Annotated in this window: 12 protein-coding genes; 7 read left to right on the plus strand and 5 right to left on the minus strand. The window is 70.5% G+C overall.

Translation table 11 applies throughout. From position 1 onward, the window contains the following. Positions 1-88: 88 nt before the first annotated feature. Together WME82_RS28590 and WME82_RS28595 are read right to left on the minus strand one after the other, a co-directional pair. Positions 89-4,798, minus strand: a complete 4,710-nt coding sequence (locus WME82_RS28590) for a DNRLRE domain-containing protein (RefSeq protein WP_438037881.1) — start codon at positions 4,796-4,798, stop codon at positions 89-91. A gap of 223 nt (positions 4,799-5,021) precedes the next feature. Continuing rightward, positions 5,022-6,182 (minus strand): Kelch repeat-containing protein, encoded by a 1,161-nt coding sequence (locus tag WME82_RS28595; protein ID WP_438037882.1) that lies wholly within the window; start codon positions 6,180-6,182, stop codon positions 5,022-5,024. Between the two features lie 74 nt (positions 6,183-6,256). Here WME82_RS28595 and WME82_RS28600 point away from each other — a divergent pair, with 74 nt between their 5' ends. Continuing rightward, positions 6,257-6,616: a hypothetical protein gene (locus WME82_RS28600; protein ID WP_438037883.1), complete on the plus strand. Its 360-nt coding sequence runs from the start codon at positions 6,257-6,259 to the stop codon at positions 6,614-6,616. Positions 6,617-6,683: 67 nt separating this feature from the next. On the opposite strand, the gene WME82_RS28605 is transcribed toward WME82_RS28600, so the two are convergent. Together WME82_RS28605 and WME82_RS28610 are read right to left on the minus strand one after the other, a co-directional pair. Continuing rightward, complete coding sequence (locus WME82_RS28605; RefSeq protein WP_438037884.1) at positions 6,684-8,351, minus strand: response regulator; 1,668 nt, start codon at positions 8,349-8,351, stop codon at positions 6,684-6,686. A 252-nt stretch (positions 8,352-8,603) separates the two neighbouring features. Then, positions 8,604-8,876 (minus strand): hypothetical protein, encoded by a 273-nt coding sequence (locus WME82_RS28610; protein WP_438037885.1) that lies wholly within the window; start codon positions 8,874-8,876, stop codon positions 8,604-8,606. Positions 8,877-9,275: 399 nt separating this feature from the next. Between WME82_RS28610 and WME82_RS28615 the strand changes: the two genes are divergently transcribed. The 5 genes from WME82_RS28615 (at position 9,276) to WME82_RS28635 (ending at position 16,192) form a co-directional block, all read left to right on the plus strand. Beyond that, a complete protein-coding gene (locus WME82_RS28615) occupies positions 9,276-10,223 on the plus strand; it encodes an AraC family transcriptional regulator (protein ID WP_438037886.1) in 948 nt (315 codons plus the stop codon). A gap of 125 nt (positions 10,224-10,348) precedes the next feature. Beyond that, entirely contained in the window at positions 10,349-11,578 is a 1,230-nt protein-coding gene (locus WME82_RS28620; protein ID WP_437739672.1) for an esterase/lipase family protein, read from the plus strand. Between the two features lie 48 nt (positions 11,579-11,626). Next, a complete protein-coding gene (locus WME82_RS28625) occupies positions 11,627-12,880 on the plus strand; it encodes a 1-acyl-sn-glycerol-3-phosphate acyltransferase (protein WP_438037887.1) in 1,254 nt (417 codons plus the stop codon). 16 nt (positions 12,881-12,896) lie between these two features. Further along, positions 12,897-15,359, plus strand: coding sequence for an AAA family ATPase (locus WME82_RS28630; RefSeq protein WP_438037888.1), 2,463 nt, complete (start codon positions 12,897-12,899; stop codon positions 15,357-15,359). 23 nt (positions 15,360-15,382) lie between these two features. Then, the gene (locus tag WME82_RS28635; protein ID WP_437739675.1) at positions 15,383-16,192 is read left to right on the plus strand and encodes a mechanosensitive ion channel family protein; all 810 of its coding nucleotides are present in this window, start codon (positions 15,383-15,385) and stop codon (positions 16,190-16,192) included. Between the two features lie 169 nt (positions 16,193-16,361). Here WME82_RS28635 and WME82_RS28640 read toward each other — a convergent pair whose 3' ends face one another. Next, positions 16,362-16,931 (minus strand): hypothetical protein, encoded by a 570-nt coding sequence (locus WME82_RS28640; RefSeq protein ID WP_438037889.1) that lies wholly within the window; start codon positions 16,929-16,931, stop codon positions 16,362-16,364. A gap of 282 nt (positions 16,932-17,213) precedes the next feature. On the opposite strand from WME82_RS28640, the gene WME82_RS28645 reads away from it, so the two are divergent. Beyond that, a complete protein-coding gene (locus WME82_RS28645; protein WP_438037890.1) occupies positions 17,214-20,867 on the plus strand; it encodes a kelch repeat-containing protein in 3,654 nt (1,217 codons plus the stop codon). The last annotated feature ends 34 nt before the right edge of the window (positions 20,868-20,901 follow it).

Below are 20,901 nucleotides of genomic sequence, written 5' to 3' on the forward strand. Positions count from 1 at the left end.
ATCGTCGAGGTCCACCCGGCTGGGCCTTGATTCTCAATGCAATATTACTGCGAGCATCAATATGGCAGGGAGTGCTCGGAAGCACCGGTCACGGGCTCGAGAAAAGCAGGGAGGCCGGCGCCCAGCGCCCGAGCGTCTCGAGTCCATCGAGGGTCGGCGCGGTCAGCGAGTCACCGATGGCGAACCGATTGCCGACGATCGTCGCGCCGTGCGCGCTGAACTTCGCGGCTCCGGCGTTGTCCTCGAACGGCTCGAAGACCCCGCCCCCCACCAGCGCGCCGATCAGATAGCTCGTGTTGGCTTGCAGCGTGACCGGGCTCGCGAGCGTGTGGTAGCGATACGTCTCGACGAGCGGATCGGTGCTCAGCACCGTGGTCGACGCGAGGAGCGTAGTGCCCGTCGCGTCCCACAACCCGACCTGGAGACCGCCGCCGACGAAGCCGTCGGTGGCCGGTCCGGAGAGGCTGCCATCCTGTCCCCCGAGGGCGCTCACCGTCATGGCGCTGCTCCCCACCTGGAACAGGACGCCCTGGGTGTACGGGCCATCGGTCCGGTGGCTGGCCGGGGCGCCGCTGTCGCTGAAGAGCGCGGTCTGGCAGCCCGCACCGAAGCACCCGAACAGCGCGCTGGCCGGCGCCCAGCGTCCGAGCGTGCCGGTGCCATCGATGGTCGGCGCGGTCAGCGAGCCGCCCGAGGCGAACCGATTGCCGACGATCGTCACGCCGTGGGCGCTGAACTTCGCGGCTCCGATGTTGTCCTCGAACGGCTCGAAGGCGCCACCCACCAGCGCGCCGATGAGATAGCTGGTGTTCGGCTGGAGCGTGATGGGGCTCGCGAGAGCGCGGTAGCGGTACGTACCGACGAGCGGATCGGCGCTCAGCACCGTGGTCGACGCGAGGAGCGTGGTGCCCGTCGCGTCCCACAGTCCCACCTGGACGCCGCCGCCGACGAAGCCGTCGGCGGCCGGTCCGGAGAGGCTGTCATCCTGCGCCCCGAGGGCGCCGATCGTCACGGCGCTGCTCCCCACCTGGAACTGCGTGCCGATGGTGTACGGGCCATCGGTCCGGTGGTCGCCCGGGCCGCCGCCGTCGCTGAACATCCCGGCCTGGCAACCCGCGCCGGAGCACCCGAACAGCGCGCTGGCTGGCGCCCAGCGCCCGAGCGTCCCGGTGCCATCGATGGTCGGCGCGGTCAGCGAGCCGCCCGAGGCGAACCGATTGCCGACGATCGTCACGCCGTGGGCGCTGAACTTCGCGGCTCCGATGTTGTCCTCGAACGGCTCGAAGGCGCCACCCACCAGCGCGCCGATGAGATAGCTGGTGTTCGGCTGGAGCGTGATGGGGCTCGCGAGAGCGCGGTAGCGGTACGTACCGACGAGCGGATCGGCGCTCAGCACCGTGGTCGACGCGAGGAGCGTGGTGCCCGTCGCGTCCCACAGTCCCACCTGGACGCCGCCGCCGGCGAAGCCGTCGGCGGCCGGTCCGGAGAGGCTGTCATCCTGCGCCCCGAGGGCGCCGATCGTCACGGCGCTGCTCCCCACCTGGATCAGCATGCCCTGGGTGTACGGGCCGTCGGTCCGGTGGCTGGCCGGGCCGCCGCCGTCGCTGAACATCCCCGTCGCGCAAGCGGTCGACGTGGGATTGGAGCACACCCCGGTCATCGGGTTGCAGGTGCCCGCGTCATGGCACGCGTCGGAGGGCGCGCAGACAACGCCGCTGCACAGGTCGGCGGGCGGGATCTGGCAGTTCGTCCCCGTGTAGCCGGCCGGGCAGGCGCAGGTGTAGCTGCTCCCGCTCGAGGCGCAGGTGCCGCCGTTCTGGCAGGGCGCCGCGGTGCACGGGTTGGCGTTGCAAACCCCGCCCGCGCAGTTCCCGGTAACGCAGTCCGAGTTCGTGCTGCATCCGCCGCCGACGACGCATTGCGGGCACGTGCCGCCGCCGCAGTCGTTGCTCGTCTCGGTGCCGTTCTTCGCCCCGTCCGTGCACGTCGGCGTCAAGCCGGAGAAGGCGGCCGGGACAGTTGTCTCCCCGGAGCTGCCGAGCCCCCAGCAAGAGACGGTGCCCATCGAGGTCACGCCGCACGCGTGCTGTCGGCCCGTCGCGGCCTGGACAAACGTGGTAGGGGGCGGAGTCGCCTGACCATGGCTGTTGTCCCCCCAGCAGTGGAGGGCGCCGGTGGTCCGCAGAGCACATCCGTAAAGGTATCCCAGGCTGAGCTGGCCGAAAGAGTCGAGGGTGGGCGGGGTGGCCGCGTCCGCGTCGTTGTTGCCGGTGCAAGTGAGCTGGCCCGCGAAGAGGGTACACGTGGTCTGCCCGGAGCTCGTGGCGACCTGCGTGTAGGTCTGGGAGAAGGTTGTGGGGCTGTTCCCCCAGCAGACGGGCGTCTGGTCCGCTCGCAGGCCGCAAGCCCGGTAAACGCCCACCGAGACCTGCGTGAAGGTGCCCGGCGGCGGGCTGGCCTGGCCGTAATCGTACTGGAGGCCGTCGTTCTGGAGCCCCCAGCAAGCGAGGTCGCCGTTCGTCCGCACACCGCAGGTATACAGCTCGCCCGACGCGACATACGAGAAGGTGCCCGACGGCGGGCTGGCCTGGCCATAGGAGTTGTCGCCCCAGCAGCTGACCTGGCCGCTCGTGCCGATGGCGCAGCTATGCCAGCCTCCCGAGCTGATCTGGGTGAAGGTGCCGGCCGGCGCGCCGAGCTGGCCGAAGGTGTTGTCGCCCCAGCAAGAGAGGCTGGCGTCGTTCTTCACGACGCACGTGAAGTCGTTACCCGCGCTGACCTGGGTCACGGGACCGGGGCCCGCCTGCACCACGCAGCCCGGCCCGGGGCAGGCCACCGTGTAGCAGACGTCCAGCCTGGGCCGTACGCTCACGGTGGGCGCCTCGCTGCTCCAGAACGACGTGGCGCCGTAGTTCATATAGGTGGCGGACGTGTCGAGGATGTCCGCGTAGAGCGCGACGCCGTAGTTCGGGGTGTCCCCGATCGTCCAAAGCTGCGTCATCAGCGTGACGTCGGCGCGCGCAAAGCCTTTACCGTACTGCAGCGTCGCGCTGGGCTGGCGGTAGAGCTCAGGCCTGTTGCCGAAGGTAATCGTCGCCTCGTCCCACGGTCCGGCCGCCGCGTAGAACGTGCTCGCCTCGTAGGGGCTCAAGTTGTTCTCGACGAAGAGTTGGATGAACGCGGACGTGACGTTCGCGTACGTCGGGATCGAGCTCAGGTCCCACTGCACGTGCGGCAAGTACCTCGAAGTGCCCCCCGTACTTCCCGGTCCATAGAGGTTGCTCTGGGCCGCGATGCCGGCGACGAGCTGGGTGGGGGGGTCGTGGGGGGTCAGGTATCGGGCGGTGGCGTCGACGACGTTGCCTGAAAACCCCCGCTGGACGGTGACGCACGACGCCTGTGCGACAGCGGTCGGCGACTGCGTGACAACGAGCGTGCTGAAGTGGTCGATCGCGACCGTGAGCGTCTGCCGCGGGGGAAAGACCGAGCTGTCGAGGGTGAGGAACCCGTTGCGTCGCTCGCAGTTCAGGCCCGAGTCGTCGCAGAGCCACGCGCTCGGCGTGGTCGCCGTGAGCGGTACGGGGATCGTGAACAGCAGCCCCGGCGAGAACCGCGTGCCCGAGGGGCCGAACTGGTAGATCGGGAAGAGCACCGGATCCGCGGTGGGCAGCGACGAGGGGAGCAGCGACGGATCGCTGAGCGCCTGGAGCGTGATGGTGACGGGAGCCGCCGATGTGGCGCCGCCGACCTGGATAGCTGTCTCGGGGGCGATCTGGAGGACCGCGCCGCCGAGCGTGATCGTCTGCGCGACGAACGCGCCCGGGACGGCGTCTTGCGCGACGAAGCAGGAGCCCGTGGCGCAGTCGCCCATGTGCTGGTCGCAGACCAGCGGCGTGCCGTTGCAGCTCGTGCCGCCGCAGACATCGGGGCCGACGACATGCGCGCACGCGCCGCCCTGGCAAGTGTCCACCGTGCAAGGGTCCCCGTCGTCGGTGCAGGCGGCGTCGTCCGGCACCGCCGCGGGGATCACGCACACACCGGTCCTCGAATCGCAGCCCCCTGGCTCGCACTCGTTCGTGCTGGTGGGGCAGGGCGCGGCGCAGAGGCAGGTGTAGCCTTGCGCGTCGTCGACGCAGGTGCTGCCCTCCCCCACGCAGGGGTTCGAATCGCAGTGCTTGACGGCGAAGGCGTCGATCTCGCAGTTCACGCCCGTGTACCCGTGCGCGCAGGAGCACGTGTACGTGGAGCTGGGGGGCGCGCCCGGCGTGCAGACGCCGCCGTTCTGGCAGGGGCTGGGCTCGCAGGGGAGCGAAGGGCTATCGCAGTCGGCGCCTGTGAACCCCGGCGGGCACTGGGTCTCGCAGCGCTCGCCGCCCCAGCCCGCGTCACACCCGCAGACGCCGTTCGTGCACGACGAGTTGCCGCAGCAAGGGAGCGTCCCGTCGCATGACGCGTTCGCGGGCAGGCAGCCGTCGCCGCTACAGCTCGGGTTGCCCACGGCGATGTAGTCGTGGAGGTGGCCTACGTGTTCGAGGATGCAGGCGTCCTTGCTGGCCTGGAGGATTGTGTAGGGGTGGCTCCCCGAGCCGGCATGGTGGCAAATCTGGACCTTGCCGTTGACTGCCAAGAGCGTGCACAGCAAGCCGACGAGGGGCTGCTCCGCCGCGCCGACGTGCTCGGAGTCCGATTCGTCGGGTATGTCCGTGCTGGAGCACCCGATACCGAGGAACGTGAAGCAGCTCAGGCCGAGCAGCGCGACCATCGCGCCGAGCCTGCGAAGAGAGGTGACATGCGTCATGACGCTTCTCCTTTGGCGGGACGCGCGGTCGCGATCCGCGGGTCGCCCGCCGGGAGCGGCACCCTGCGTCAGCTCGTCCAAGGGAGCGACCTGGATCGTGATCCAGCTTTCGGAGATGCAGGCTCTCGTGGTAACCTGAGGAGGTCTCCCTGAGGCACCGCCTCATTTTTCCCTCCTTCCGGCGCGGCTCGTCCACGCGTGAGCCCACCGGGCTCGCTCGCGATCAGCCGCCGCAGTCGAGGGGAATCGTCAATCTCCACATGTCGTTGAGCAGCACCGGCGCGAACTCCGCTGTCGCTCCCCCGAAGATGTAGAGCTCGTAGGCCGTGGCGGTCTTGCGAGTGAAGTAGAACTGGCCGAACCTCGGCGCCGGCGCCGGCCCCGTCATCGCGGTGTCCACGCGCGTCCAGGCCCCTGTGTGGAGATCGAAGTACCAGAGATCGGACAGGGTTGTACCGTCGAACTGGCTGCCCCCGAAGAGCCAGATACGGTCGTTGTGCTCATCGGCGATCAGCTTCGCGTTGTCGCGGTGGCCCGGCCCGGCGGCCTCGTCGAAGACGAGCTGATCCCAGGTCTCCGTGTCGATGTCGAACATCCAGAGGTCGCCGAGGTAGTTCTCCGGCGTGAACAGGCCGGTCCCGTTCACCGCGTCGTTCGTGTATCCGCCGTAGACGAGCAGGGCGTTCCAGCCCTCGGCGTACACGAGCGGATGGTGGGCTCGAGCGCGCGGGCCGGGCGAGCCGGTCGCGACCTGCTTCCAGCCGTTCTTGTAGCGGACCAGGTCGTGCTGGAGTCCGTCAGGACGGTTGATGAAGGCCGGCATCGTCGACGACGAGCCCGAGAAGGCGTACGCGACGGTCTTGTGCTTCCCCTTCTTTCGCACGGCGACCGCCTCCGTGGAGCGGTTGGCGCGCCCGATCTCGGCCGCGCTCTGCGAGATCTGCGTCCACCCGTGCACCGGATCGAAGCGGAACGTGTCCTGGTGCGTGAGGTCGAGCCCGCGCCGGAAAGGACCTCTCCCGCCGGAGACGATCAGCGCGTCCTCCTCGGCGACGCACCACATCATCGACTCGGCCCTGGCGGACGGCCCGCCCGGGTACTGGCCGAGGTCGTACCAGGTCAGCGCGTCGACGTCGAAGGCGCTGAAAGCGGCCACGGGCTCGTCATCCGGATAGGTCCCGTTCAACCCGCCGAAGATGTAGAAGAGGCCCTCGTGATAGGCGCTCGCGCCGTCCCAGATGGCGTCGGGGATGGCGCCGCCCTGCGGGATCTCGGTCCAGTAGGGCAAGCTCGACTGGGCGGCGCTCGGGCGGATCCCTGCGAACGAGAGCAAGAGAGAGAAAGAAGCGATGAGAAGGATCCGAAGCTGAACCCTGCGTGTCATCCAGGCGACCTCCTTGTTCCAGCAACGGCGGGCTCGCGCCCTGCGCAGGTCGCCGGATAGCTCTTCACGCTACCATGAAAGCCTGGTCTTCCGAAAGCTGGATCACGATCCAAGTCGCGACCCTGGACGAGCTGACGCAGGGTGCCGCTCCCGGCGGGCGACCCGCGGATTCCACCGCGCGTCCCGCCAAACGGAGAAGCGGCAGCGAGCCCGACCATTCCTGGGCATTTTCAACGTATGGCTCGAACAGGGTCCGCATCCTCGGCGGAACCCAGGGCGACAGCAATTTCTGCGGTGTGCAGGTTCACAACAGCGAGTTCGGTTGCGGTGGACAAGGCATCGACTTCGTCGACGGCCTCACGGCGGATCAGGCCGCGGCGTGCAGGGCCGAGGTCCTGAACTTCGCGGCGGCCCAGAACGGCACCTGTAACTGAGCCTCCAGCTCCCACGCGAAAGGCGCGCCGCGCTCCCCGGGCGGCGCGCGCGGCAGGGGAGGCGCGCCTACCCCCCGCCTGCCCCCGTGACCCGCTCGAGCCTCGCGAACAGGCTCGCCAGCTCGGCAGCCGACGCCACCCCGAGCTTCTCCATCCCCTCCGCCCGGTAGAGCCGCACGGCCGACATGGAGATCCCGAGCTCCGTCGCGATCTGCTTGTTCAGCATCCCCTGCGCCACCCGCTCGCACACCTCGCGCTGGCGCGGCGAGAGCGCCGCGAGCCGGGCGGCGAGCGCCTCCACCTCGGCCCGCGCCGCCCGCGCCTCCGCATCGCGGGCCAGGGCGCGCGCCACGGCGGCGAGCAGCGCCTCCGCGTCGAGGGGCTCGGCGAGGAAGTCCACGGCGCCCGCCTTCATCGCCTCCACGGCCACCGTCACGTCCCCGTCGTCGCTGGTGAAGACCACGGGGAGCGCGCACCCTTCCTCGCGCAGGAGGGCCCTCACCTCCAGGCCGTTCAGATCGGGGAGCTGGACGTCGAGCACCACGCAGCCCGACACCACCGCGCGCGCGGCCTCCAGCAAGGCGAGCGACGACGCGAACGCCTGCACCACGTGCCCCGCCTCCTGGAGCAGCCCGGCCGCGGCCCCGCGCCAGGAGGGATCCCGGTGCACCAGGAAGACGGTCGCCGCCTCCGCTCCTCGCGGGGACGGGCTCGTCGCCCTGGGCCGCGGGCTCGGCGGCGCCTCGGCCGCGAGGAGCCCGCGCCGCCTCGTCTCGGCCGGGGTCTCGCCGAACTCCGCTGCATAGGCGGCGCCGAAGCGCTCCACGCGCAGGTAGCCGGCAGCGTGGGCCACGCTCGCGGCCGTCTCGCCCGGCTCGGCCAGGAGCAGGCGATCCCGCGCCAGGAGCAGGCGCCTCTTGCGGAGGAAGTCCCACGGGGTGGCGCCCCGATAGGCAAAGGCCCCGTCGATCGAGGCCATGCTCGCGCCCGCGAGCGTTGTCAGATCGGCGGTGCCGATCGCGCCCTCCGCGTGGGCGTCGAGGTACTCCTCGACGAGCCGCACCACGCTCTGGCTCGACGGCGGCGCTGCCTTCTCCAGGAGGTAGGCGTGATCGTGGGGCTGCCCGAAGAGCAGCGCGCGCGCCACCGCCTCGCCGAGGCTGGCCATCACCACGGGGTGGCCGAGGGCTCGCCCTGCCCGCTCGGTCTCCGTGGAGAGGAAGCGGCAGAGTCGTGCCAGGAAGGTCCCGGGGCCGTCGGTGGTGGGCATCGACAGCGAGAAAGCAAGGGGCCCGCGGATGGCCACGCCGGTGAGCGCCTCGAGCTGCGCCTCGAAATAGCGGGCGTCGACGCGGAGGTTCATGGGGCGGGCCGGGCCCTCCGCGCTCCACTCGGACCGGGCCCCTGGCGAGAACACGGCGGCGCTCCGGCCAGGGGCGATCTCCGCCGCGTCCCCCGACGAGGCCGCACGTACCGAGCCGCCGGTCGCCAGGCTGACTGTGTAGCCCGAGCTCACGCCGCGCAGGCACATGCCGGAGGCGAAGACGCCCGAGAAGAGGGCGACAGGCCCCATGTCGACGGGGGTGGCACGCCACTCGAAACGGTGACCGCGGCCGACGGTGTCGGCGGTGAGGTCGCCGTAGATCGTCGCGAGGAACACGCGGGCCGCCTCCAGATCGCGCGTATCGATGAGCGGAGGGCGTTCGAGCCCCTGGCGAGCGGATCGGTTATGCATGGAGGTCTCGGGCAGGCTGTAAGGGGAGAAACGGATTCAGCATAGCGGATCAAGAGACCGCACCTCACACGCGCCCCCCTCCGAGGCTGGGATCCTCGTCTCGCGCTCCGGATCGGGCGTGCGTGCTCCTGCCGCTCGCAAATGGCGGGCCGTCCGCGTGGGAGGTCGCGGACGCCGACCAGGACCACTGCACGAGCTCGATGGTGCGGGGGCTCAGCAGCTCGGCCGGCTGCGGCGCCCTCGCCGCCTTGTTCACGACGTCGGGCGCGCCTTCACGAGGTCGAGGCTCGCGCTCCGCAGTTGAGGCCTGCAGACAGCAGCAGCAGCGCGCCGGTTGATCCATCTCCGCAGCGCCTCGACGAGCGTCGGATACGTGACCAGGGTCGAGAGCTCGATACCGAGCTCGACCATTATCTTCGCCACGCTCGGACGTATCCCCGAGACAAGCTCCTTGCAGCCGACGAGCTCCACGCTGCGCATGATCTTGAAAAGGTGCTGCGCGGTCGCCGGTTCGACAACGTCCACCGCTTGATTGCCGGCGGGTGACGTGCTCGAGCAATTGCTCGAGCAGCGATCTCGGCGGATCGGAAGAGAGCGCCTTCACACCGTTCGGGTACGTCCTCGAAACGTCCTGGATCCTCAGTTCCATGTGTGCACCTCGCATGGCGAGACCTGATGTTACCCGGTCACGGGTGCCGGGGAAACCGCCCGCTGCACGGCGGGGGGGGGCCGAGCTTCGCAATTGTCGTCGAGCGCCGTTTCACGCGAGATTCGGCGGCTATGACTCGCACCAAATTCAATCCGGGTCTCGACCAACAACCAACGATCCACCGCGATCCGGAGCCCGCTCGGGGGGCCGGTCACGCGGCGGCGCCGCCCCTCTCGGTCTCGCGAATCCATCTCAGCACCTCCGATCCCGACGAGATGTCCCCCGCCCTCGCCCGCCTCTGCCCGGGAGTGGCGCTCCGGCCTCTGAAAGGAAGCGCTTTCAGGTGCGAGATCGGTATCGCCACGGTCGGTCCCGTGAGCTTCGTGACGACAGACTGGGCCCTCGGCGGCCGGATGGACGCGGCCACCCTGCAAGATCGTTACGTGCTGGGGCTCGCCGGGGAGGGCAGCCGCGACACCGAGGTGGTGGTCAGGCGCCAGCGTCTTTCGATGGCCCATGGCAAGCGGGCCATCCTGCTCGTCCCAGAAGGGCCCGTGAAGATCCAGATACCGGCGGGCGGAAGCGGGCGAAGCCTCACCGTCCTGCGATCTGCGCTCGAGGCGCACTTCGCCATGCTCACAGGCCACGCGCCGCGCGAGGCGATCCTGTTCGAGCCCGACCTGGATCTCACTGGCGGCGGCGGCGCGACGCTCCAGGGGATCGTGCGCTTGCTCCGGGAGGAGCTCGAGCGCCCGGCGCTCTCGCCCTTCGTTCGCTCCCAGTTCTGCGATGTGCTGCTCACCGCGCTCGTGACCATCCCGCGCCACACGGGCTCCCATCTGCTCGAGCTCACGCCCCCGCGTGTCGCTCCAGCGGTCGTGCGTCGGGCCGAGGAGTACATCGCCATGCATGCGGGCGAAGCGATCACGCTGGCGGATGTCGTCGCCGCCGCGGGAGCGCCGGCCCGCTCGCTCCAGGCGGCGTTTCGCGCGGCGCGCGGCATCACGCCGATGGGATTCCTGAAGGTCCGGCGACTCGAGCTGGCGCGCCACATGCTCCTCGCCGCCCTGCCCGAGACGACCGTGGCGGGCGTCGCCAGCGCGATGGGCTTCCGCAGCGCGGGGCGGTTCAGCGTCGACTACAGGAAGCATTTCCGCGAGACCCCATCCGAGACGCTCTCGCGCCGCCGGCCGACCGGACGACGACGCGGCGGCGCGCGCTGATCAAAAAACGCAAGCTGATCGAAAAGCGCAACGATGATGCGCCGCGTCTGTGATGACGATTGCAGCATTACAAGAACGCGGGTATCCGGAGTTCGGCACTCGGGCCTGATCACAGCAGGAACACGATGACCCAGATCTATCTTCTGCCAGGCTTCATGGGTTTTCAGTCGTTCGGCGAGCTCGCCTATTTCAGGCGTGTGCCGAAGATGCTCGTGGAGCTCCTGGGGGAGCTCGGCCACGACAGGATTGAAGTCCACGAGTGCCCCACGATCCCGACCGGATCCATCGCTCGCAGGGCGCAGCAAGCGCTCGAGTTCATCGCGGCGCACGGCGGGGAACAGGCCGAGAGCATCCACATCGTCGGCCACTCGACCGGTGGGCTCGACGCGCGGCTCCTCGCGACGCCGGGCGCGAGGCTCGTGCCGGGTCGCCTCGAGGAGCGGATTGGCCGGCGCATCAGCTCCATCGTCACGATGTCGACGCCCCATTACGGGAGCCCGATAGCGTACCTGCTCGGGAGCCTGCCGTTCCGGAGGGCGTTCGAGATGCTCGGGCTCCTCGGCAAGCCCCATGGCAGGAAGGGCTTCCGGGCGCTGGCGCGCGTCATCGAGCTGGTGGCGCGCGCCGACGACTGGACGGGCCGGACCGATACGTTCCTCGACACCATCGTCCACAAGATGCTGAAGCGGACCGGCAAGAACGCCGATGATCTGATGTTCAAATTCCTGAGCGAGCTCTCGAATGATCAGGGCGCGTCCATCCAGCTCACGATGGAGGCCATGCACCTGTTCAACGCCGCCGTCGCGGACCGCCCGGAGACGCACTACAGCTCGATCATCTGCGTGGCGCCGCCGCCGAGCTCGTTCCCGTTCCGTCCGGCCGATTTCTTCTCGCCGGTGCGGGCCGTCTCCATCTTCGCGTTCTGGGCCCTGTACCGCGTCACCTCGGCGGTCCCCAGACAATACCCCTGCACTGCGCTGGACATCGAGACGCTCAACCTCAACGAGCACTCCGCCCCCATCGAGATCACGAAGACATCGAACGACGGCGTGGTCCCGTGCCAGAGCCAGGCCTATGGAAAGGTGCTGGACATCGTGCTCGGCGACCACCTCGACGTCGTCGGGCACTTTCCGTACTCGGGCGGTGATCGCCACGCCGACTGGCTCCCGTGCGGCGCGGGTTTCGACGAGGAGCAGTTCCGTCGCGTGTGGTCCCTGGTCGCCCGCGAGATCGCGGGCAACATTCCGGTGAAGCGGCGGGCGGCGCCCCCCCTCGGAGCGCCGGCGCGCGCGAGCAAGACCTCGCCGCTCAAGAACGGGAAGTCGAAGTCGAAGCTCATCTCCACCGCCAGCTGACATCTTCTTGAAGTGGGCCCCGAGGGGTCCTTCGGCCCTGGAGCCGCCATGCTGAACGATCCCGATTCCCTCGAGAACCGCGATCCCCGGTTCATCAAGAGGATGACGAGCATCCTCGACAGCACGATAGCGCCTTATCATCGGACCGAGGTCCGCGGGCTCTCGCGGATCCCCCGCCAGGACGGGCTCATCTACGTCGGCAATCACAACGGCTATCCGTACATGTCCGACTTCTGGCTGTTCACGGCCGCGCTCTTCAATGAATACGGGATAAGCCGGTTTCCGTACGTGCTCGCGCACAAGCTGACGATCAGGCTGCCGCTGTTGAACCAGATCTTCACCAGGTACGGCTGCGTCCGCGCGTCCGGGCAATGCGCGGCGCGCGTGCTGGAGCGTGGGCACCCGCTGCTCTTGTATCCGGGCGCCGAGGTGGAGCTCATGCGCCCGCACCGGGAGAGGACGCGCCTTCGCTTCAACGGGCGCACCTCTCATATCCGGCTGGCCATGAAATACGGCGTGCCGATCGTGCCTGTGGTGTCCGTCGGCAGCCATTCGACGGCCATGATCCTCGACGATCTGCCCTGGCTGGCGGACGCGATCGGGGCCAAGAGCAAGCTCGGCATCAACGCGTGGCCCCTCATGCTGAGCATCCCCTGGGGCCTGACGCTCGGGCCGTTCATCCCGCCCTACATCCCGTGGCCTTCCAAGATCCTCATCGAGATCCTGGAGCCGATGGTGTGGGCGCCGCAGGGCGCGGGCCCGGAGAGCGAGAGCCACATCGCCGCGTGTGCGGCTCAGGTCGAGCAGGCGATCGTGAGCGCGCTCGCCCGCCTGGAAGCCGAACGAATGACCCAGGAGCGCCCCCCGCTCGAGGTGGTGAAGGGCGCCGTCATGAAGGCTCTCTCATGGATCGAAGGGCACATCGACGAGCTGTCTCGCTGGCTCGTCGGGGCGGGCGCGCGCCTGCTGGGGCTCTCCGGCAGGGGCGAGGCGCAGAGCGCCGCCCCCTCGGACCTCGTGAAGGTCGCCTCCCAGCTCGCCCAGGATGTGCGGCACGACGTGGACCTCCTCCGCGAGATGCAGCGGCGCTCGGAGCGCAATGCCGTCGCCGTGTCGCCTCGGACGACCGCGACCCGAGCGGCGCGGAGGCCGCGGTTCACCGAGCGCGAGATCCACGAGATCCTCGCGCAGGCGAGCAAGGGCAAGAGCGTGCACAACATGTGTGATGAGCTCGGCATCTCGGCGAGCACGTTTTATCGCTGGCGGTCGCAGCACACGGGGCGCCTCGCGGAGATCCGATAAGCCGAGCGGTCTCGATATGGTCTTTCCCACGCTGGCGCGCGAGCGCGAAGGGATCACGCGCAGGGCGCGGGGCGCCGCTGCGGCCGCGCTCCTCGCTGTGGCCCTGGGCTATCCGCCGGGCGGCACCCCGGCGGCCGCCGTCACGCCTGACGCGGCGGCTGCCGCGGCGGCGGACGGGGGCGCGCCGTGCCGAGACGCCGCCGCCGGCGCGCGGCGGGGGCGGGTCGAGCAGCTCGTCGTCGCGGCGCGGCTGAGCCCGCACAAGAGCGCGGAGGCCGGCGCGCAGCTCGGGCAGGTGATGGGCGAGCTGCGCGCGCTGCAGCCGGACATCGAGGCGGACTTCCGCGAGGCGGCCACGCCGCCCGGCGTCGAGCGGCTCACCTGCGCGCTCGAGGATGAGGAGCAGCTCGATGCCGCGCGGGTGCTGCTCCTGTCGCGGCTGCCCGACGGCATGCGCGAGGAGGCGCTCGGCCCGGGCCGCGCCGGCGTCGATCAGCTCCGCGCGGAGCTCTTTCGCATCGGCGCGCGGGCGCGGTGGTACCGGCTCCACCGCGACAGCGCCGTCGAGGAGAGCCGCGCGGCGCTCCGCGACCCGTTCGTCGTCACCGCGCTCGCGTACCGAGCCGCCCTCGTCGTCGCGGTGATCGCGCTCGCCGTGTTCGTGACCCGGCGAAGGCGCCGCTGGATGGACGCCGCCTGGCCCGTGATCCTGCGCGTGGTCCGCAGGGCGCGCGCGCAGCGCATCCTCGAGAGCGCGCGCTCGATCCTCGCGATGTTCTCCGGCTCGCTCCTCCTGCTCGCCACGATCTGGGGGGTACACCGGGCGCTCGGGCCGGACGCCGCCGCCGTCCGGGAGGTCGAGCTCGCCTACGGGATATTGCTCTGGTACGCGCTCTACCGTCTCGCGCTGGCGGCCATGCACTGCTGGATCGCGCGGAGACCGAGCGACCTCGGAGCGCCGATCGGCGAGGCGACCAGCGGCAAGGTCCTCCGGTCGCTCCGGGCGGTCGGGCGGTTCGCGCTGGCGGTCGGCCTCCTCGTCGGCGCCGTCGAGGCGGCGACCGGGAGGGGCTACCTCTACAACACCGCCCTCCGCGCCGCCTCGCTCGGGGCGCTCCTCCTCGGCTGGGTCCTGATCCGCTGGTGGCGCGACGACATCAGCGACGCGTACCTCCGCCGGCACGACGAGGGAACGCTCGCCAGCGCGGTACGGAAGACGCGCGTCCGGTGGTATGGCTTCTTCGTCGCCGTCGTGGCGCTCCTCGCCCTCGTGCTCGCGAGGATGGGCCGCGCCGCCCGCCGCGTCTTGCTCGGCTTCGACCTGACGCACCGGGTCCTCGCGTTCATCTTCCGCAAGCGCCTCGAGCGCCGCACCGACTCCGCGCACCCGGACGGCCTCGCCCGGGAGCTCCCGCAGGATGTGCTAGCGCACCTGTCCGAAGAGCCTCTCCTGGATCCGACGACAGGGCTCGATCACTACGCCGGCCTCGATCGCTTCAAGGCGTCGCTCGCCGCGTGGAAGGACAGCCGCCGCATCGGCTCGCTGCTGCTGGTCGGCGGCGCCGGCTCGGGGAAGACGACGTGGCTCGTGGCGGCCGAGCGCGAGGCGCCGGTCCCGGTCGTCCGCGTCGCGCTCGACAGGCGGCAGCTCACCGCCGCCGACGTCATCGCCACGCTCGGGAATGCGCTCGACGCGCCCCCCGAGGCGCGCACCGGCGTCGAGGCGTTCACCGCGTGGCTCCGCCTCGAGCCGCGCCGGCTGCTCGTCCTCGACGACCTGGAGCACCTGTTCCTCCGCGGGCTGGAGGCGTGGGGCGCCTGGGAGGCGTTCCTGGAGATCGTCGAGCGCTCGGCGCCCAGCATCTTCTGGCTGTGCGCGATCGCCGAGCACCCCTACCGCTACCTCGTCTTCGCGCGCGGCGGGGCCACGGTCTTCCGGACGATCGTGCACCTCGCGCCCTGGTCCGAGCAGCGGCTCGCCGAGCTCCTCACCGCCCGCACCCGGGCGAGCGGCTACAGCGTCTCGTACGAGGACCTCGTGATGGACGACGACGAGTCCACGGATCGCGTGCAGCGCGAGCTCAGGACCGAGCGCGATTTCGCGCGGCTGCTCTGGGACTACGCGAAGGGTTGTCCGCGGGTCGCGCTCCACTTCTGGCAGCGATCGCTGCTGGTCGACGACGCGCACGGCGAGCGGCGCCTCCGCGTCCGCCTCTTCCGCACGCCGGACGAGGACGAGCTGGAGTCGCTCAGCGAGGTGGAGCGCTTCGTGCTCGCGAGCGTGGTCTGGCACGACAGCCTCACGACCGACGAGGCGGCGCGCTCGCTCGGCGTCGACGCGCTCCCGTGCCAGGACGCGCTGGCGAAGATGGTCGAGCTCGGCATCATCGACGATCTGCGCGGCCGGCACCGCGTCACGACCCGATGGCAGCGCGCCGTCAGCAACTATCTCGTGCGGAAGCACCTGATTCAGCCGTGAGACCGTGAGAAAGGACGACCACCGTGGATTCGGACGTGGACGTGCCCGACGGTGCCAAGCTCATCGAGACCATCCAGGTCAGCGGCGTCATCACTGGCCTCGTCATCCTCAGCATCACGTGGTTCGCGGTCCGGCTGATCACGGCCGCGCTCGAGCGCAGCGGCACCCGCTTCGCGCACCGGCGGCTGCTGCTCAACCAGATCGCGACCCTCCTCCGGTTCTTCCTTTACATCGGTGGTATCGCGATCGCCATCGGCGCCTCGATCAACCTCTCCCGGGAGGTGATCCTGGCCCTGACCGGGACGGTTGCGGTCACCATCGGCTTCGCGCTGAAGGATCTCGCTGCGTCGGTCCTCGCCGGCGTGACGCTCATCGTCGATCGCCCCTTCCAGGTCGGCGATCGGGTCAAGTTCGACGCGTTCTATGGCGAGGTCACGTCGATGGGCCTGCGCTCCGTGCGCATCATCACCCTCGACAACCACGTCGTCACGATACCGAACAACAAGTTCCTGACCGAGGCGGTCGCGTCGGCCAACCACGGGCGGCTCGACATGCTGATCCCGGTGGAGTTCTTCATCAGCTCCGCGCAGGACATCGCGATCGCCAGGCGCATCGTCGAGGAGTGCATCACCAGCAACCGCTACGTGTTCCTCGGCAAGCCATGGTGCGTGGTCACGAGCCAGATCCTGAGCGAGGTCGCCACGGTGCGCCTGGTCGCCAAGGCCTACGTGCTCGACGTGAAGTACGAGGCGGAGTACGCGACCACCCTGACAGAGCGGGTGCTCGCGGCGTTCCGCGAGAAGCACATCGTCCTCCCCGGCGAGCCCGGGTGAGGAGGGAACCGGCGCCGCGACGAGCGCTGGAGGCGAATGCGGCCCCCGCGGGCCGCTTGTACGCCGCACGCCGCCGACCACGCTCAGCGCTCTCGCTGCCACGCAGGCGGAGCCGACGGCGATGCACGCGACGATCGGTCGCTGAACCGGGCCAGTCTGACACGCGGAACTAGCCGCAGCCGCCGTGGGTGTCCTCTCCGCCGCCGGCGCCCCCGCCGCCTTCGTTGCCCCCGCCGCTCCCGTCGCTCTGGTCACTGCAGCTGACCACCCACGATCCGGTCGGTCCGTCGCAAGTGGCACTCACTGTGCCACACGAGCGCTTGTACCTGCACGGCCCCACGCTGTAATAGGCGCTGCAGTCCGTTCCGTTCTCAGGCTCTAGACTGGGACACGCGGTGCAGTGCTCGACCCACACGCCGTCGGTGCAGGTGACGCTGCAGGGGGAGCAGGCGTAGTCGCAAAGCTGGTCTTCAACTGCGCAGCGCGCTCCCGGCGGAGCGCCCCCTCCTGAGAAATCACACTCGACGGGGGTGTCTCCACCAGTCGATGCGCTGGTCGAGGCGCTGGACGACGTGGTGTCCTCGGGCGTGCCGCCGGCGCCGCTCGATACGCTGGAGGACAGGGTCTCGTCGGGCGTGCCGCCCCCCGCCCCGCCGCCGGAAGGCTGCTCGACCGCGTCGGTGCAAGCGAACACAGGAAGGAGCGCGAGGGGAATGAGCCATCGGATAAAGGTCTTCATGCCGCCCCCTCAGCAACGGATGTGCCAGCGCAAATCGCGGATCTCCGAGCGTGAGACGATGAGACTGCGCCAGGGTGAGCCGTTTGCTGCCGTATCGACGGCACATCGGGCGGCGTGCCTGGCGACGTCGGGTCGTGTCACGGCGGCGGCGGTTCCACCTCCTCGGGCGCTGGCGGCGACGGTGCTGGCTCGCCGCCCGCCCTTCCGCTCCAGGAGCGCGTCCTCGACGCCCTGAATCTTCGCGCCACCGCGAGCAACAGAAGGCAGCGGAGGACATCAGGAATGCGATCGATCGGAAGGCTCGGGGGCGCCGCGGCCTGCGGGTTCGTCATGCTGTGCGCGGGCGTCGCGTCGGCAGCCAGCGCGCCGTCCTGGGAGAGCGTGCCGCCGATGATCACCCCGCGGGGCGAGCACACGGCCACGGTGCTCCAGGACGGCAGGGTGCTCATCGCGGGTGGATACCCGGAGCTCGACGGACCGCCCTACACGACGAGAGAGGCGATGAGCCTCAAGGCGGTCGAGATCTACGACCCGGCGACCGGGACATGGTCGCCCGCGGCGCCGCTCCTCCAGGCCCGCAGCGGACACGCGGCCATCCTTCTGCCAGACGGCCATGTCCTCGTGGCCGGCGGCAGGATGATGAACGCACAGGCGCAGGGGACCTCCCTGTCTTCGGCCGAGATCTACGACCCGATGAGCGACACCTGGACGCCCGCGGGGTCGTTGTCGATAGCCCACCCCGCGCCCTCGATGATGCTCGCCGGCGGCAGGCCGGTGCTCGTCGGGCTGGCCTGGCAAGACGTCTACGACGAGTTCGATGGCCAGTTCGTGCTGCACTATTACCAGAACGCAGCCATCTACGACCCGGCGTCGCGCGGCTGGATGGACCTGCCGCACTGCGAAGCCGTGGACCGGTGGGTGAGGCTGCCTTACAGGCCCCAGCCTGTGAGCGCGACCCTGCTCCACGACGGCCGCGTGATGGTGGCCGGAGGCGGCTGCAGCCTCTATGACCTGGAGACCCAGCTCTGGACCTGGGAGCAGGGGGCCGTGAAGCCGACGACCGAAGTTGCGTATCCCGGCGCGACGACGCTCCCGGGCGGCGGGGTCCTCGTCGTCGGAGGCACCTTCCCCGCCGGCCCGGCCCCGGAGATTCACGCCTTCTCGCAGCTCTACCTGCCGCAGGACGACCGCTGGGAGCCGACCCCCGGACCGTACGCTCCGGCATCGAGCCCATGCGGGGGGGACTCCTCGGGTATCCAGGGGATGCGCACCTCGGTGCTCCCGAGCGGAAAGGTGCTGTTGACCGGAGGCGTGGAGCCCTGCAGGCCCGCGGGCTCGTCAGCGTCCGTCTTTCCCTTTTATGCGACCCAGGCGCTCTTCGACGAGGCGGCCCTCTCCTGGTCGAGCCTCGACCTGGCGCCGCCCGTGACCATGGCGCGCGCCTACCATTCCTCGACGCGGCTCAACGACGGCAGCGTGCTGATCGCCGGCGGCTACGTCGACGCCACGACCGCCACGGCGTCTGCCGTGCTCTTCCGCGAGCGCTCGCCGCTCGGCGAGGCCTGCGAGACGGACAGCGACTGCGGGAGCGGCTTCTGCGCGGACTCGGTCTGCTGCGACGCGGCCTGCGCCGGCCCCTGCGACGCCTGCGCGACGGCCTCGGGCGCATCGCAGGACGGCGTCTGCACCCCCCTCACGGGCGTCACCTGCGACGACACGGACGCGTGCGTCGTCGGGGGTGTTTGCGAGGCGGGCGCGTGCGTCGGCGGCGCGGCCGCGCCGGACGGGACCCCATGCAGCGACGGCGACGTGTGCTCCGCGGCGAGCGCTTGCGTGGGCGGGGCCTGCGTGGGGTCGAGCCTCGCGGTGTGCCTGCCCGTCGACGACTGTCATGAAGCGCCGGTGTGCGACCCCGCGGCGGGGTGCGCGGCGCCCGCGTCCGCGAAGCCGGACGGTGCGCCCTGCGACTTCGCCGGTTCCGCAGAGGGCTGGCAGGCGACGGGGCGGGTGGGCGTCCTCCTCAACGGGCCTGTGGCCACGCTGCTCCAGGATGGGACGCTCCTCATGATCGGGTACGGCCAGACAGGCAATCCGCTGCGGTGGAACGATGTCTGGCTCCGCTACGACCCGAGCACGGGCTCGTGGCAGCCCCCCGAAAAGATGAACGTGTCGAGGCGCCCGACGAGGCTCGTATCGCTTCCGGACGGGACGGTCCTGGGGATCGCCAACAGCGTGCTTCAGCGCCCCGCGCAGACGGTGCGATTCGACCCTGCGACGGGCGTCTGGGCGCCGGCCGCGCCCACCATCGTGTCGCGTCAGATGAACACCGCGACGGTCACGCCGCTTGCGGACGGCCGGGTGCTCGTCACCAGCGGCGACGGCAACGTCGACGGCGGCGGAGAAAAGGTCGAGATCTACGACTCCGTCACGGACACGTGGACCCTGGCAGCGCCCATGAACGTTCCGCGAAGCCGCGCCAAAGCAACGTTGCTGCAGGACGGCAGGGTCCTCGTCACCGGCGGTGACAGGCAGTCCCAGAGGATGAGCGCGGAGATCTACGACGCGGCGACCAACACGTGGACACGCGTCGCCTCGATGCGCTGGAGTCGCAGCTCACACGAGGCGACGCTGCTCCTGGACGGCCGGGTGCTCGTCCTCGGGGGACGAGGAAGCGGCGGCGACGACATGAAGGCGGGCGAGATCTACGATCCGGCGAGCGACACCTGGACCTCGACGGGAGAGATGGTCGAGCTACGGGAGTACCCCAGCGCGGCGCTCCTCGCCGATGGCAGGGTCCTGGTGATGGGCCTCCCGTCCCCCTCCGGAGCCAACGACGGTGCCTTCGCCGCCGAGCTCTACGACCCAGCGAGCGACACCTGGACGCTCGCGCCGGCGCTGGACGTGAGGCATCAAAGTGCCGTGATGGAGCGGCTCCACGACGGCCGTATCCTGATCGCCGGCGGCGGTACGACGTATCAACGTCTCGACCATGCGTGGCTCTATGTCACAGCGCAGCCGGCGTCGCCCGGGATGTGCCAGAGCGGCGCCTGCGTGCCGGGCGGAGGCGGGGGCGAGAGCGCTGGCGCGGGGGGCGGCAGCGACGGCGCCGGCGGCAGCACCACGGGCGAAGGCGGAGGGGCCGTGAGCGGCAGCGGCGGCGCAGGCGGCACGGCCGCGGGCGGCCACGGCGGCGGCGGCGACACGAGCAGCGGCAGCGGCGCCAGCAACGGCGTAGGCGGCGGCGACACCAGCAGTGGCATCGGCGGCGACGCCAGCAGCGGCGGCGACACCAGCGGCGGCGGAGGCGATGCCAGCAGTGGCGTGGGTGGCAATCCAGGCGCCGGCGGCGGCGACGTTGGCGGTGGCATCGGTGGCGATCCAAGCGGCGGAACCAGCGGCGGGGGCGACGGGGGCGCTGGCGGCGACGACGGCGCTGGCTCAGCCACCTCCTCCTCGGGCGCTGGCGGCGCCGGCGGCGACGCCGCTGCCTCGGCCACCTCCTCCTCGGGCGCTGGCGGCGCCGGCGGCGACGCCGCTGCCTCGGCCACCTCCTCCTCGGGCGCTGGCGGCGCCGGCGGCGACGCCGCTTCGAGCACCTCCGCTTCGTCCGCCAGTGCCGGCGGCGGAGGTGGAGGCGCGTCCAGCGCTACCGCCGCGAGCTCTTCCTCCGGCGCTGGCAGCTCAGGCGACACCGGTGTCACCACCACCGGCAGCGCCTCCTCTTCCGGCGCCGACGCCGACAGCCCCGACAGCAGCAGCGGGTGCAGCATGAGCGGCGACCCGACACCGGCGGGCACGGCGGCCAGCTCCGCGTGGCTCGGCGCCCTCGGCCTGCTCTGCTGGTCGCGGCGCCGGACCCTGAAGGGGAAAAAACATCCTCCGAGTCCACGCCGCCCGCCGTTCCGCTCCAGGAGCGCGTCCTCCTCCACGCCCTGAATCTTCGCGCCACCGCGCGCAACAGAAGGCAGCG

This window comes from Sorangium sp. So ce128 (genome assembly GCF_051525245.1).
Lineage (GTDB): Bacteria > Myxococcota_A > Polyangia > Polyangiales > Polyangiaceae > Sorangium > Sorangium cellulosum_B.

What these genes read in the sequence shown, in the direction of transcription:
- WME82_RS28590 (WP_438037881.1), bottom strand. Translation starts at nt 4,798, where the DNA reads ATGACGCATGTCACCTCTCTTCGCAGGCTCGGCGCGATGGTCGCGCTG.
- WME82_RS28595 (WP_438037882.1), bottom strand. Translation starts at nt 6,182, where the DNA reads ATGACACGCAGGGTTCAGCTTCGGATCCTTCTCATCGCTTCTTTCTCT.
- WME82_RS28600 (WP_438037883.1), top strand. Translation starts at nt 6,257, where the DNA reads ATGAAAGCCTGGTCTTCCGAAAGCTGGATCACGATCCAAGTCGCGACC.
- WME82_RS28605 (WP_438037884.1), bottom strand. Translation starts at nt 8,351, where the DNA reads ATGCATAACCGATCCGCTCGCCAGGGGCTCGAACGCCCTCCGCTCATC.
- WME82_RS28615 (WP_438037886.1), top strand. Translation starts at nt 9,276, where the DNA reads ATGTCCCCCGCCCTCGCCCGCCTCTGCCCGGGAGTGGCGCTCCGGCCT.
- WME82_RS28620 (WP_437739672.1), top strand. Translation starts at nt 10,349, where the DNA reads ATGACCCAGATCTATCTTCTGCCAGGCTTCATGGGTTTTCAGTCGTTC.
- WME82_RS28625 (WP_438037887.1), top strand. Translation starts at nt 11,627, where the DNA reads ATGCTGAACGATCCCGATTCCCTCGAGAACCGCGATCCCCGGTTCATC.
- WME82_RS28630 (WP_438037888.1), top strand. Translation starts at nt 12,897, where the DNA reads ATGGTCTTTCCCACGCTGGCGCGCGAGCGCGAAGGGATCACGCGCAGG.
- WME82_RS28640 (WP_438037889.1), bottom strand. Translation starts at nt 16,931, where the DNA reads ATGAAGACCTTTATCCGATGGCTCATTCCCCTCGCGCTCCTTCCTGTG.
- WME82_RS28645 (WP_438037890.1), top strand. Translation starts at nt 17,214, where the DNA reads ATGCGATCGATCGGAAGGCTCGGGGGCGCCGCGGCCTGCGGGTTCGTC.